The organism is Chryseobacterium sp. C-71, assembly GCF_020911865.1.
Lineage (GTDB): Bacteria > Bacteroidota > Bacteroidia > Flavobacteriales > Weeksellaceae > Chryseobacterium.
Window position 1 is genome coordinate 3,493,035 of sequence record NZ_CP087131.1, and the last position, 13,407, is coordinate 3,506,441.

At 34.6% G+C, this 13,407-nt stretch carries 14 protein-coding genes and 5 tRNA genes; 9 read left to right on the forward strand and 10 right to left on the reverse strand.

Translation table 11 applies throughout. The features are described 5' to 3' along the window. The first annotated feature begins 14 nt into the window (after positions 1 to 14). The 7 genes from LNP04_RS16135 to LNP04_RS16165 all read left to right on the forward strand — a co-directional run bounded on the left by LNP04_RS16135 (position 15) and on the right by LNP04_RS16165 (position 6,920). The gene (locus LNP04_RS16135) at positions 15 to 1,466 is read left to right on the forward strand and encodes a SusD/RagB family nutrient-binding outer membrane lipoprotein (RefSeq protein WP_229983930.1); all 1,452 of its coding nucleotides are present in this window, start codon (positions 15 to 17) and stop codon (positions 1,464 to 1,466) included. 18 nt (positions 1,467 to 1,484) lie between these two features. Beyond that, a complete protein-coding gene (locus tag LNP04_RS16140) occupies positions 1,485 to 3,068 on the forward strand; it encodes a calcineurin-like phosphoesterase family protein (RefSeq protein WP_229983931.1) in 1,584 nt (527 codons plus the stop codon). 162 nt (positions 3,069 to 3,230) lie between these two features. Beyond that, entirely contained in the window at positions 3,231 to 3,944 is a 714-nt protein-coding gene (locus LNP04_RS16145; protein ID WP_229983932.1) for a 3-ketoacyl-ACP reductase, read from the forward strand. A 315-nt stretch (positions 3,945 to 4,259) separates the two neighbouring features. Continuing rightward, complete coding sequence (gene prmA / locus LNP04_RS16150) at positions 4,260 to 5,090, forward strand: 50S ribosomal protein L11 methyltransferase (protein WP_229983933.1); 831 nt, start codon at positions 4,260 to 4,262, stop codon at positions 5,088 to 5,090. Positions 5,091 to 5,096: 6 nt separating this feature from the next. Continuing rightward, positions 5,097 to 5,933, forward strand: a complete 837-nt coding sequence (locus LNP04_RS16155; RefSeq protein WP_229983934.1) for an SH3 domain-containing protein — start codon at positions 5,097 to 5,099, stop codon at positions 5,931 to 5,933. A gap of 7 nt (positions 5,934 to 5,940) precedes the next feature. Next, entirely contained in the window at positions 5,941 to 6,210 is a 270-nt protein-coding gene (locus tag LNP04_RS16160) for a hypothetical protein (protein WP_229983935.1), read from the forward strand. A gap of 209 nt (positions 6,211 to 6,419) precedes the next feature. Next, entirely contained in the window at positions 6,420 to 6,920 is a 501-nt protein-coding gene (locus LNP04_RS16165) for a hypothetical protein (RefSeq protein ID WP_229983936.1), read from the forward strand. A gap of 86 nt (positions 6,921 to 7,006) precedes the next feature. Here the strand turns inward: LNP04_RS16165 and LNP04_RS16170 are convergent. Beyond that, positions 7,007 to 7,077, reverse strand: a tRNA-Lys gene (locus LNP04_RS16170). A 124-nt stretch (positions 7,078 to 7,201) separates the two neighbouring features. Here LNP04_RS16170 and LNP04_RS16175 point away from each other — a divergent pair. After that, positions 7,202 to 8,404, forward strand: coding sequence for an IS256 family transposase (locus LNP04_RS16175; RefSeq protein ID WP_229982814.1), 1,203 nt, complete (start codon positions 7,202 to 7,204; stop codon positions 8,402 to 8,404). A 30-nt stretch (positions 8,405 to 8,434) separates the two neighbouring features. On the opposite strand, the gene LNP04_RS16180 is transcribed toward LNP04_RS16175, so the two are convergent. From LNP04_RS16180 to LNP04_RS16220, 9 genes are all read right to left on the reverse strand, one after another. Next, positions 8,435 to 8,686, reverse strand: a complete 252-nt coding sequence (locus tag LNP04_RS16180; RefSeq protein ID WP_229983937.1) for a GIY-YIG nuclease family protein — start codon at positions 8,684 to 8,686, stop codon at positions 8,435 to 8,437. Between the two features lie 51 nt (positions 8,687 to 8,737). Continuing rightward, positions 8,738 to 8,808, reverse strand: a tRNA-Lys gene (locus LNP04_RS16185). Beyond that, on the reverse strand, positions 8,791 to 9,045 hold the full coding sequence (locus LNP04_RS16190) for a GIY-YIG nuclease family protein (RefSeq protein ID WP_229983938.1): 255 nt from the start codon (positions 9,043 to 9,045) through the stop codon (positions 8,791 to 8,793). The genes LNP04_RS16185 and LNP04_RS16190 overlap by 18 nt, the downstream gene beginning before the upstream one ends. 50 nt (positions 9,046 to 9,095) lie before the next feature. Next, positions 9,096 to 9,166: transfer RNA gene (locus LNP04_RS16195), tRNA-Lys, on the reverse strand. After that, positions 9,149 to 9,403 carry a GIY-YIG nuclease family protein gene (locus LNP04_RS16200; protein ID WP_229983938.1) on the reverse strand — a complete coding sequence of 85 codons (255 nt, stop codon included), beginning with the start codon at positions 9,401 to 9,403 and terminating at the stop codon, positions 9,149 to 9,151. The genes LNP04_RS16195 and LNP04_RS16200 overlap by 18 nt, the downstream gene beginning before the upstream one ends. A 50-nt stretch (positions 9,404 to 9,453) precedes the next feature. Then, positions 9,454 to 9,527, reverse strand: a tRNA-Arg gene (locus tag LNP04_RS16205). A gap of 135 nt (positions 9,528 to 9,662) precedes the next feature. Next, positions 9,663 to 9,737: transfer RNA gene (locus LNP04_RS16210), tRNA-Pro, on the reverse strand. Positions 9,738 to 9,922: 185 nt separating this feature from the next. Beyond that, a complete protein-coding gene (locus LNP04_RS16215) occupies positions 9,923 to 10,348 on the reverse strand; it encodes a YcxB family protein (RefSeq protein WP_229983939.1) in 426 nt (141 codons plus the stop codon). A 68-nt stretch (positions 10,349 to 10,416) separates the two neighbouring features. Next, complete coding sequence (locus LNP04_RS16220; protein WP_229983940.1) at positions 10,417 to 12,564, reverse strand: endonuclease MutS2; 2,148 nt, start codon at positions 12,562 to 12,564, stop codon at positions 10,417 to 10,419. A gap of 329 nt (positions 12,565 to 12,893) precedes the next feature. Here LNP04_RS16220 and LNP04_RS16225 point away from each other — a divergent pair, with 329 nt between their 5' ends. After that, the gene (locus LNP04_RS16225) at positions 12,894 to 13,403 is read left to right on the forward strand and encodes a GNAT family N-acetyltransferase (protein ID WP_229983941.1); all 510 of its coding nucleotides are present in this window, start codon (positions 12,894 to 12,896) and stop codon (positions 13,401 to 13,403) included. Positions 13,404 to 13,407 lie beyond the last annotated feature (4 nt).

The window sequence follows — 13,407 nt, forward strand, 5'->3', positions numbered from 1 at the left end:
AAAAAAGAAAAATTATGAAAAATAAAGTTTCAAAATTCTGTACAGCGTTTTTGGCGGCCGTAATGCTTACATCTTGCGACAGATCTTTCGAAGAAATAAATACAGATACCAGTAAAATAAATACGCCCACAGCGGGAAGTCTCTTGATGCCAATACAATATAACATGGCAGCAAATGCTTACAACAGAGCCAATGGTTTCACATTTGATATTATGCAGGTTTCTATCGACTTTCCAAATGAAGGAAACTCGCTCAGCAGATATTATATTACAGAATCTACAGGAAATTCTTATTGGAATACTTCTTACAAATGGCTGAAGCAAAATAAAGAAATGTATGAAGCTGCAGCAAAACAAAATGATAAAAATTATCAGGCGATTGCATTGGTGATGAATGCGTGGATGTTTGCAAATCTTACCGATACTTTTGGTGATATTCCGTTCAGTGAGGCTTCAAGAGTTGAAGATGGAATTACTCAGCCAAAATTTGATAAGCAGAAAGATATTTATATAAAACTTCTTGAAGATTTAAAAACTGCAAATTCATTATTTGTAACTACAGGAACACTTTCAGATCCAGATCTGTTCTTTGGTGCAAATACTTCTGCTGCAGGTATCGTTAAATGGAAGAAATTCTGTAATTCTTTATCATTAAGATTATTGGGGAGAATTTTAAAGAAAAACGGTGAAATAGACGTGCATGGGAAGATTCAGGAAATTGTTAACAATCCTACAACTTATCCTTTAATGACGAGTAATGCAGATACTGCAGGTCTGGATATTACAGGTGTTGCTCCGCTTTTACCTCCGATAGCAAGACCTCAGGATTTCACAACAGGTAGAGCCGCGGCAGAATTCTTTGTAGAAACACTGAAAAGTAATAGCGATCCGAGATTGGCTACTTTCTTTTCTCAGGCTAAAGATATTGCGACTCAGGCTAATCTTGGTTATAAAGGTGCTCCTGCAGGATATGCTCCGGGAACTGCATTTACTTATCAGCCGTCTAATATGAATCAGAATTTGGCAAAAGCACCCCTTAAGATTCTTATCTATCCGTACGCAGAACTTCAATTGACCCTTGCGGAATTTGCTCAAAAAGGAATTATCTCAGGAAACGCTCAGACTTTTTATGAAAACGGAGTGAAAGCAGCGGTAGAACAATGGGGCGGCGTGGTTCCGGCAAATTATTTTACCAATCCAAATGTTGCTTACAACGGTACTTTACAAAGAATTATGCTTCAGAAATATGTGGCTCTTTTCTTTGTAGATCAACAGCAATGGTATGAAAAAAGAAGAACTGGTTTTCCTGTTCTTCCTAACAACGGAGGTTTGCTGAATGATGGGAAATTACCTCAGAGACTCATGTATCCCGTTCAAACCAAGATTCTTAACACAACCAATTATCAGGCGGCAGTACAGTCGATCGGTGGAGATAATATCAACGTTATCAACTGGTGGAATCAGTAATTAATTTAAGCTAAAAAAATGAATAATAAATTTTTAATACCATGCCTATTGGTTTCAGCAATGGCATTTTCCCAAACTTCGGTTTCCGGATATGTCTTTGAAGACCTTAATAAAAATCAGAAAAAAGAAAGCCGTGAAAAAGGAATTGAAGGTGTTTCAGTTTCCAACGGAGCTCAGGTAGTTTTAACCGATAAAAACGGAAAATACAGCTTGCCGATTGCAGAAGGACAAACGATTTTTGTAATTAAACCTTCAGGATACATGATGGGTTTAAATCAAAATAATTTACCGCAATATTATTATCAATATAAGCCAAAAGGCTCGCCTGCAGATTTTAAATATAAAGGAACTGCACCTACGGGAACACTTCCGAAAGAATTAAATTTTGGCTTAAATAAACAAAACGAAAGCAAAAATTTCGACATTTTGGTTTTCGGAGATCCTCAGCCTTACACAGAAAAGCAATTGGATTATTTCAAAAGAGCAATCGTCAATGAGGTAAAATCAAACAAGAAAAATGCTGTCTTTGGAATCAGTTTGGGAGATTTGGTTGGTGATGATTTGAGCTTGCAGAAACCTTATGCTGATGTGATGAAGGAAATCGGACTGCCTTGGTACAATGTGATGGGAAATCACGACATGAATTATGATGCGAAAGAAGATCAGCTTTCAGATGAAACTTTTGAAGCAACTTTTGGTCCTGCAAACTATTCTTTCAACTACGGAAACGTTCATTTTATTGTGCTTGATGATATTCTGTATCCAGATCCTAGAGACGGAAAAGGATATTGGGGCGGTTTCAGAGAAGACCAGATGCAGTTCATTCAAAATGATTTAAAACTGGTTGACAAAAACAAGTTAATCGTTGTGTCTTTCCATATTCCATTAGAGCATACTAATGAGGATAATTTCAGAAATGCAGACCGTCAGAAATTGTTTGATGCTCTGTCGCCATTCAAAAATGCTTTGATGTTGTCTGCTCACACGCACATTCAGCAACAGATTTTTTACGGAAAACCTCAAGGCTGGAATGGTTCAAAAGAGCTACACGAATACAATGTGGGAACAACTTGCGGAGATTGGTGGTCAGGAACTTCAGACGAAATCGGTTTACCGACTTCTACCATGAGAGACGGTACTGCAAAAGGATATTCTTTTATCAGTTTTAATGATAACGAATATAAAGTGAAGTATAAAACGGCAGGAAAGCCTGAAGATTATCAAATTCAGTTGTATGTACCGAAAGTAATTCCTTATCCATCAAAAACTTCAGCTAAAGTTTTGGCTAATTTCTTTATGGGAAGCAAAAAAGACAAAGTACAATACAGAATTGATGGCGGAAAATGGGAAGAAATGGAATACAGTGAAACCATCGACCCGAATTTTGCACAAGCTGTTTTCAAATGGGATTCTACAGACAATCTGTTCCCAGGAAGAAGGCCTTCAAACCCAGAACAGTCAAAACACATCTGGACAGGCGGATTTGGAAATAAATTAACACTCGGAAAACATAAAGTTGAAGTAAAAGCTCATGATATGTACGGAAATGAGTTTTCGGCTTCAGAAGAATTTGATGTTCAAAACTCTATTCTCATTCCTTAAAATTAATTTTACTTTTTAGATATTACTTTCAGAAACCAGCTTATTCGTGAGCTGGTTTTGTTTGATATAGAATTTCCTGATAATCGATTTTTATTAAATCAAAAACATAAACGCTTGTTTAAAAAAATGGTTTCGTAAATTTGCACCATTAAAATTTAAATAATGAATCTAAACGGAAAAAACGCCATCGTGACCGGTGGTGGTAGAGGTCTAGGAAAGGCTGTCGCTTTAATCCTTGCCAGCGAAGGAGTGAATGTAGGAATCACCGGAAGAAACGAAGAAAATCTTAAAATGACTGTTGACGAAATCCAGAAATTGGGTGTAAAAGCAGCGTACGCAGTTTTCAGCATAGATAATGAAATTCACGTAAAAGCAGGAATAGAATCAATTGTAGAGCAATTGGGAGGAGTGGATATTCTGATCAACAATGCCGGAATCGGTGACTTCGGTAGCATTGAAGAAATGTCATCTGAAGTTTGGGAGCAAGTCATCAAAACCAATCTTTTCGGAGTGTATTACGCAGCCAAAGCGGTTTATCCTTTCCTTAAAGAGAGAGGGGAAGGCGATATCATTAATGTTGCGTCAACAGCAGGCTTGAAGGGCGGACCTAATATGTCAGCTTATGCAGCTTCAAAAGCAGCCGTGGTTTCTTTATCTCAATCAATGATGGCGGAATGGAGAAAACAGAACATCAGAGTTGTAACTTTAACTCCTAGTACGATTGCTTCAGATATGTCAATTGAAGGCGGATTAACAGACGGAAATCCTGATAAAGTTCTTCAACCGGAAGACTTTGCAGAATGGGTAAGAGATATTTTGAAAATGAACAGACGTGCATTGATTGCAAATGGTTCTATTTTCTCTACAAACCCTTAATTTAGAAGCTAGAAATTAAATATTAGAAGTTAGTATTAGAATTACTAAAATTCCCCTTCCTTGAAGGGGTGGATTTTTGTGAAACAAAAAGACGGGGTAGTTAAATAAAAGCAACACTAAAAAATTATTACGTCAAAATAAAAATTTTCAAATATCAATAGGAGCGGACTTTAGTCCGCTTTTTATTTGCCTGACTACATCGGCTTTAGCCTAAGCTTATTTTTCGTAACGTTTCCAATCAATCTTAACGGTTAATTTTTCTAATCTTTCAATTTATAATTTTTTAAATATTTACTTTTGCAACAAATTACTCTCATGCAAAATTATTTAGAATTCGATTTTAAAATACAACCTCTTCAACCTTGGAGTGATATATTAATGGCCGAACTTATTGAAATAGGTTTCGACAGTTTCACGGAAGAAATTCATGGTATTTTAGGGTATATTCAGAAAGATCTTTTCAAAGAAGAAAATTTGAAAGCTTTGCCGCTTTTTCAAAACGAAGAAGTGGAAATTGAATACACTTTCACAGAAATGCCCAATATCAACTGGAATGAAGAATGGGAAAAGAATTTTGAACCGATCAATATTGATGATAAAGTATTAATCAGGGCAGAATTTCATGAGTCTGTGGAAGGAATGCACGAAATCATTATTCAACCGAAAATGTCTTTCGGAACGGGTCATCATCCGACAACGCATTTGATGATTCAGCAAATGATGGATATTGATTTCAAAGACAAAAAAGTTTTAGATATGGGTTGCGGAACGTCAGTTTTGGCGATTTATGCTAAACAAATCGGAGCCGGAGATACAAAAGCAATCGACATCGACGAATGGTCTGTTGAAAACTCAAAGGAAAACGCAGTAAGAAACAGTGTAGAATTGGATATCGAATTGGGAACTGCCGAAAATTTAGGAAAAGAAAATTACGATATTATTTTAGCCAATATCAATAGAAATATTTTGATTTCAGATATTCCAACGTACGTTTCTGTTTTGAATGATGGTGGGAAATTGTTGCTTTCAGGATTATGTTTCTTCGATGTAGATGATATTTTGGAAGTTTGTAAAGAAAATGATTTGGAACTGAAAAAGAAATTGCAACGTGAAGAATGGGTAAGCTTATTGCTGGAAAAAAATTAAAAGACAATGAAATCTTTATTGATCCTTTTCTCAGTTTTGGTTATGCAGATTTTTTCTGCACAGGAAGAAGTTTATGCAAACGGAGTTTTCAGTTTTGAAGAAAACAAAACACAGAAAATCTTTACCGACTGGACGAGAGTAAGACAAGAACCCAACGTAAATTCTCAAATTCTGGATTCTCTGCAAACCAATCAGCCGATTTTAATCATTAAAAAAGATGAAAAGATTTTACAGTTAGGCGAAAGAAGTTCAAACTGGTATAAAGTTTCTTATCAGAAAGCGGCTCAGACCCTAGAAGGTTATGTTTGGGGAGCAAATCTCTCTATCGGTTACCGAAACAAAGACGGCTATGATTTTCTTTTCGGAATTTCAAAAACGATTGACAAAAAGGATAAGGAATTTAATCAAAATTATAAACAAAATATTGCCAGCATTAAAGCGATACAAGGGAATGCGTTGATTGATGAGGTTTTCTTTGAAACAGGTTCTGGTGAAAGTTTGAGTTACGGAACTTTTACAATCGAAAGCAATCATAAGCTTAAAAATGTAGATTTCACCCTAAAAGCAATGGTTTCCGGGGAAGCCTGCGGAATTGCAAGCTATGACCAATATGTTTTGTTTAAAAATAAAAAACTGATTGCTCTTCCACAATTAATGAACGTGGGAGATGCAGATGTATATCATCACAGCGAAGAATTTATCTTCCCAAACGACAAAGGCGGAATTCCAAATGCTTTCATCTTTAAAATGGAAGAAATGGAAAAGGATGAAAATGATAAAGAGAAAACCAAACGTCTTTCTAAAACCTATCTTTGGGATGGAAATTCTTATAAGTTGAAATAAATTAAATATGAAACCTAAAGTCTTTTCTTTATTTTTTACAATACCTCTAATTTTTCTAAATGGATGTGAAAAAACTAAAGTAGATTGTGAAAAATCCAATATTCATATAGAAAATAGATGGTATGCAGAAAATGGAGGAGTAGATTATTTGGAAGTAAAGGATAATGATCGAATATTTATTTGTGAAACAATCAATAATTTCTCCAAGGGGGAAGAAATAGTGATAAGTCATAATTACGGATATTTAGAAATATTTTTGAGTGGAAAAAAAGACTGATATGATTTTCACATACTCATACGGCATTGTATATAGAGTTGGAGTGGGTAAATATGTACGCAATGAAGAATTAACAAGCAAAATTTTAAAGTTAATGTATATCTCAAAAAGATGTTGGGTTAAAGATTGTGTAAGTTGAAGTAATATTTTTATAAATAAATTGAAAACCACTGTATATTTACGGTGGTTTTTATTTACCTAAATTGAATATGATAAATTACTTTGTTTATGCTCTTGAACATGTTTATACAGATAAAACTCACACTGCGTGTAAATTTTTAGGTTATTTTGATGATATGGTAAAGCTGAAAGAAGCAAAAAAAAATGCTTTGAATCTTCCTGGATTTAAAACCTACCCTAAAGGATTGATTATTAGGAAATATCACTTGAATAAAATTCATTGGCAAAACGGATTTAGTAATGTTATAGGAGAAATTGGAAGAGATTATTTAAGCGAATTAGATGTTATTACTGAAGAGAGCAGATCAATAAAAGAATTGAATTTAGAATGTGTTTTTCAAATAAGTCACACCTACACAATTCATACCTTTTTAGATGATGAAAGAATAATTGGGGTGTTTTTAAATGAAAATAATGCTAAAGAAATTGTAGATGATCTCAAAAATAAGCAAGGATTTAAAGAGCATCAAGACGATTTTATAATAGGTAGATTTACTTTAAATAACCAACTGTGGACTACAGGATTTTAAACTGTATAAATAAATTTGAGTAAGTGTATAAGAGAAGTACATAATAAATAAAAAAGAGAAACCAAATATTGATTTCTCTTTTTTAGTGAGCGCGTCAGGATTCGAACCTGAGACCGTTCCGATTAAAAATCGGGATGCTCTATCCAGAGTGAATCTCTATTAATTTGGTAGTATCTCACTAACTGTGTAAGTTAAAAAGTTATTCTGTAAAATTTTGAGCCCTTATAGCTCAAAAAATTTTACGGAAATAACTTTTTATTATTTTTAACCATTACATAGTTATGATCGACAAAGAAGATTTACTAAACAATAAGGATTTCTACAAATCCTTTAAGAACGGGGAAGATTTAACCTCATTCTTTAAAGAGCTGCACAAAAAAGCAGTAGAACATATGTTGGATGCTGAACTTGACAGCCATCTGGATAATTCAAAACACGAAAAAACCATTAATGGAAACTATCGGAACGGACACGCAACCAAGAGGATAAAGTCCTCATTCGGCGAATCAGAAATAAAAGTTCCCAGAGATAGGGAAGGCAGTTTTGAACCAGCATTAGTTCCAAAGAGACACAATATCATCGATGGTTTGGAGAACATTATCATCTCATTTTATGCTAAAGGGATGAGTGTAAGTGATATTGAAGAGCAAATCAAAGAAATGTATGATTTTGACGTTTCGACTTCCACCATCTCACGAATCACCAATGCTGTTGCCAGCGAAGTGGTTGCCTGGCAGAACCGACCATTGGATGAAGTATATCTGATTGTCTGGATGGACGGGATTGTTTTCAAGGTTCGTGAAAACTCCAAGGTCATCAACAAAACCATTTATTTAGCCGTAGGACTCAATCGTGAAGGTAAAAAAGAAGTTCTCGGGATGTGGCTCGGAAAGAACGAAAGCTCCAGCTTTTGGATGAATGTTCTGACCGATTTAAAAGCTCGTGGCGTAGAAGATATTCTCATCACTGCTACCGATAATCTGAATGGATTTACCCAGACCATTCGCTCGGTTTTTCCGCAATCTCAAACCCAAATCTGCGTAGTTCACCAAATTAGAAATGCATGTAAATATGTTGTCTGGAAAGATAGGAAAGAATTTTCTGCAGATATGAAACACATTTATACTGCCCCCACAAAAGAAGCGGCAAAAGCAGCTTTGGACGACTTTGCAACCAAATGGGAAAGTAAATATCTCTATGCAATACAATCCTGGAGAACTCATTGGGACGAATTAACCGTCTTTTTTGAGTTTCCAATCGAGATTAGAAAAATAATTTACACGACCAATTTAATTGAAAATCTAAACGGGAAAATCCGAAAATACACCAAAAACAAAATGTCTTTCCCTACAGATGATGCAGTTATAAAATCTGTTTATTTAGCATTGAAAGAAGCAACTAAAAAATGGACCATGCCCATCCAAAATTGGGGATTGATTTTAAACCAATTTATGCTTATTTTTGAAAATAGGCTCAGATTATAAATCTAAGCCCTAACTTTTTAATTTACACACTTAATGGGACAGTGTCATTAATTTTTTAATTTTTGATTTACTTTTCCAAGCTTTTATTTCAATTTCTCTTTTATAGGCTTTAGATTTGTCTTCAAAGGTTTCAGAGAATACAATCATCCAATCTTTCGCTTTTGAAGTAAAACCGCTGTGGTTTGAAAGGTGCTTTCTTAATCTTTCCTGCAAATCTTCACAAGAATGTCCAATATAATATTTGTCAGTTGATGCTGAATAGAGGATATAACAGAAACACATAAGTAAATATAAATAAAAAAGAGAAACCAAATATTGATTTCTCTTTTTTAGTGAGCGCGTCAGGATTCGAACCTGAGACCGTCCCGATTAAAAATCGGGATGCTCTATCCAGAGTGAATCTCTATTAATTTTTTAATTTTTGATTTACTTTTCCAAGCTTTTATTTCAATTTCTCTTTTATAGGCTTTAGATTTGTCTTCAAAGGTTTCAGAGAATACAATAATCCAATCTTTCGCTTTTGAAGTAAAACCGCTGTGGTTTGAAAGGTGCTTTCTTAATCTTTCCTGCAAATCTTCACAAGAATTTCCAATATAATATTTGTCAGTTGATGCTGAATAGAGGATATAACAGAAACACATAAGTAAATATAAATAAAAAAGAGAAACCAAATATTGATTTCTCTTTTTAGTGAGCGCGTCAGGATTCGAACCTGAGACCGTCCCGATTAAAAATCGGGATGCTCTATCCAGAGTGAATCTCTATTAATTTTTTAATTTTTGATTTACTTTTCCAAGCTTTTATTTCAATTTCTCTTTTATAGGCTTTAGATTTGTCTTCAAAGGTTTCAGAGAATACAATAATCCAATCTTTCGCTTTTGAAGTAAAACCGCTGTGGTTTGAAAGGTGCTTTCTTAATCTTTCCTGCAAATCTTCACAAGAATTTCCAATATAATATTTGTCAGTTGATGCTGAATAGAGGATATAACAGAAACACATAAGTAAATATAAATAAAAAAGAGAAACCAAATATTGATTTCTCTTTTTAGTGAGCGCGTCAGGATTCGAACCTGAGACCGTCTGCTTAGAAGGCAGATGCTCTATCCAGCTGAGCTACGCACCCATTTTGCAATTTTGTAAAACTACTAAAAACTTTTAAGCGGTAGATTTCGAACCTTTGACCGTCCCGATGAATCGGGATGCTCTATCCAGCTGAGCTACACACCCATTTGCAATTTTGAAAAAATTACTAAAACAGTCGGGGCGGCAGGATTCGAACCTGCGACCTCCTGGTCCCAAACCAGGCGCGATGACCGGACTACGCTACGCCCCGATTAAAGGTCATCTTTTACAAGTTTTACCTTGTTTTTTGTGGGTGCAAATATATGAATTTTTTTGATAAGTCAAAATTAATATTAGATTAATTTGAAAAATATCTTTGAAGAACATCATTTAGCATTCTAAATTGGAGATTAAAAAAACAAAATAAGCAGGAATTATCTATTGTTTTGATGTTAATTATTTGAGCAATTTTGCTTTCACTCCCGCATTTTTAATCATGTTTCTCAACTCTGAAATCTGTCTGTCGGAAAAGTCTTTTTTCGGAACCATATTCATCGTGAGCTTACTTTGATATATTAAAAACCAATTTTTGGTTTCTTTCACTTTAAAAACAGTATTCCAGGTAAAGTCTCCTTCGAAAGTTTCTCCCTTCGTCTGAACTTTTTCATCAGTGAAAGTATAAATGATTTCTTCCTGAATTTTCTTGTTAGAGTAAAAAGCATTTTTCAAACGGAAGTAGGAACGCACAATAATAAAAAAAATGATAGCAGCAAACCATAGCGCTGCCGATTTGAAAATTTCCTTTGTATCATTTTCAGCATTATAAAAATTCAGACCAAAAAACAGGAAGATGATCAGAGAGAAAATAATAATTCTTGACAATGAATTTTTAAGATTGAAATTCAAAAAATCCTTAAATGTGATGAGAGTTTTTATCGTTATCATCTTGACTAAATTCTTTCCAACTCTTCAGCACTGATCACGGTTTTAAAGCTTCCATAATTTACTGTCACTTTATTTTTAGAAATGGTTTCTATCGTCCCAACGCTTGTACTTCCGGTAATTCTTACACGCTGCCCGATTTTCATCCAGACTGCGCGGTCGGTTTTACGTTTTTCCTCTATCTTATCGTTGGTTTCGCTTATTTTTTCGATAACCTCTTCTTTTTTCAGCTGTTGCGTGATTTTCCTTTTAACAACCTGCATACGTTTGGTTTCGTCTTTGTCAGCACCAATCTTTCTGAATTTTTCCTGCTCCAGAATTTTCACGAAATCTTTCACGACATCTTTTCGGGATTTTCCCTTAATGTAACTGTCGATAAAACCTTCAATTTTATTTCCAAACTGCAGTTTTCTGTGCTCGTCTTCATACAATTTCTGGAAGTTGAAAAGCTTCTGCTGAAGCTGTTCGTTCAGTTTCTGAAGGTTATCACGTTTGTCTTCTACAGAACCTTTTCTTTCGGCAAGGTCGGTTTTCAGTTTTTCAACCTCAAATTTTTCCTGCTGAAGCTTGACAATGGTTTTATCTAAATTAACAATGTCATGTTCCACTTTTTTCTTCGCAGAATGAATGATAAATCTTGGAATTTTATTCTTTTCTGCCACTTCAAAGGTAAATGAACTTCCGGCTTGTCCGACCTCCAGTTTATACATAGGTTCCAGTGTTTCTTCATCAAAAAGCATTGCCGCATTTTCAGCATTCGGAAGTCCTTCAATGACTAATTTGATGTTGGTGTAGTGCGTTGTGATAATCGCAAAACTTTTTTTGTCATAGAAAAACTCAAGGAAACTTTCGGCTAAGGCTCCTCCTAATTCAGGGTCCGAACCTGTTCCGAATTCGTCAATCAGTAAAAGGGTGTCAGGGTTCGATTCACGGATGATTCCGCCCATTTTCTTTAATCTTGAAGAATAGGTCGAAAGATGGTTTTCGATAGACTGATTGTCCCCAATATCCGTCATTATTTTTTCAAAGAAAAACATTTCAGATTTTGGATGTACAGGAACCAAGATTCCACTTTGAATCATCAATTGAAGCAATCCGACCGTTTTCAAAGTAATCGATTTTCCGCCGGCATTTGGTCCGGAAATACAGATGATTCGGTTATGCTCCGTTAAACTTAATGTTTGTGGGAAAATGGTCTTATTTTCAGCCTTATTTCTCAACCAAAGTAAGGGATGAAAAGCATCTCTCAACTTTAAAGTTTTATGACGGTTAATTTTAGGTAAAACACCATTCACCATTTCACCAAATTTAGCTTTAGCTCTCGTTAAATCTAAATCAAAAATATACATCTGATACCTCCAAAGTTGCGGCTGGAAAACCGCCAGTTCTGCCGTAAGCTGCCTCAGGATTTTATCAATTTCTTTCTTTTCCTCTTCCTGATCTTCACGAAGTTTGAAATAATGCTTCACCACGCTATCCGGTTGAATAAAAGTAATCGAACCTGTTTTTGAAAGTCCTAAAACTCTTCCCGGAACTCTTTTTTTATACGCCGACTTTACCGCTAAAACTCTTTGATCTTCAATAATACTTTCACGGATGTCATCCAGAAAATCACTCTGACTATAATTGAATAAAACTCTGTTGAAATTTTCCTGAATGGCTTTTTTAGCCACCTGAATTTCAGCTCTCAATGTTTTCAAAATTGGGGAAGCTTCACTTTTTACTTCTCCAAAACGGTTGAAAACTTTGTCAACTTTATCGATGATTTCTTTTTTAAATTCCAAAGCTGATGCGTCCTGCATTAAATTTGGAAAAGTATCCGGCATCGTCGGGAAAAACTTTTGTAGTTTTCCTATTTGTTCGGTCAGAGTTTTTATTTTGATGAAAGCGACATTTTCAAGACGGTAATTTTCAATCAGCATCAGCTTTAGCTCGCTTTCAATATCTTCGTATTCATCGAATGGAATTGCATTGGAGCTTTCGAAACTCGATTGATATTCTGAAGTTTTTTTCAATGAAATTTCGGCCTCGTCAATTTTCATCGGACGAAGCTCAAGGATTTTTTCTCTCGTTTTCGGAGAATAGGCAAAAGGTGCAATTTCCGCGAGCAATTGCGGAAACTCTAATTCGTTTAAATCTGCTTTATTTATATACACAGTGCAAATTTAGTGAGAAAATGTGAATGTGGTGATGTAGTGTTTGAAAATGAGTTTCTTTACATCTTAATTTAACCACAAAAATTTCAAAAATTTAATATAAAAGTTTTTAAAGTCAAATTTTCACCACGAAGTTTGTCATCCCGTAGGGATCTCGGCTTAGTAGTAGAGAATAGATTGGAAAGATTCGAGTTTAGATCCCTACGGGATGACAAACTGTATGTTTAATTGATCTGAACCAGATAAATAAAAATTAAATAAGTTTTATTTTCTAATATGCTTATAAAAAACTTTTTCTCTCATGGTTTGGTTTTTATTAAATTTGAAATATGATAATAGAAACCGAAAGATTAATTTTAAAACCCATTGACGAAAGTCACGTCGAAGATATTTTAAAGATTCGAAGCAATGAAGTTGTCAATCAGTTTGTGAAAAGAATTCCTCCGAAAACAAATTATGATGCGCTGGATTTTATTTTAACCATCAAAAAAAGAAATCAGAATAACGAATCTTTGAATTGGGGAATCTCTTATAAAAATCAACAAAATCTTATCGGAACCATTTGTCTCTGGAAGTTTTCAGATGATCGAACAGAAGCAGAAGTGGGTTACGAATTATTGCCCGATCATCACCGAAAAGGAATCATGTCTGAAGCTTTGTCAGCAGTTTTAAATTATGGTTTTAATGAATTAAATTTGCACGAGATTTTAGCTTTTACCAATAAGTTTAATGAAAATTCAAAAGGTCTTTTAGTAAAACATGATTTTGTTTTGCAAGAGGGGAGAACTGATGAAGGTTTTCCGGATAATTTGGTTTTTAGTTTGAAGAAAAATAAATAAATTG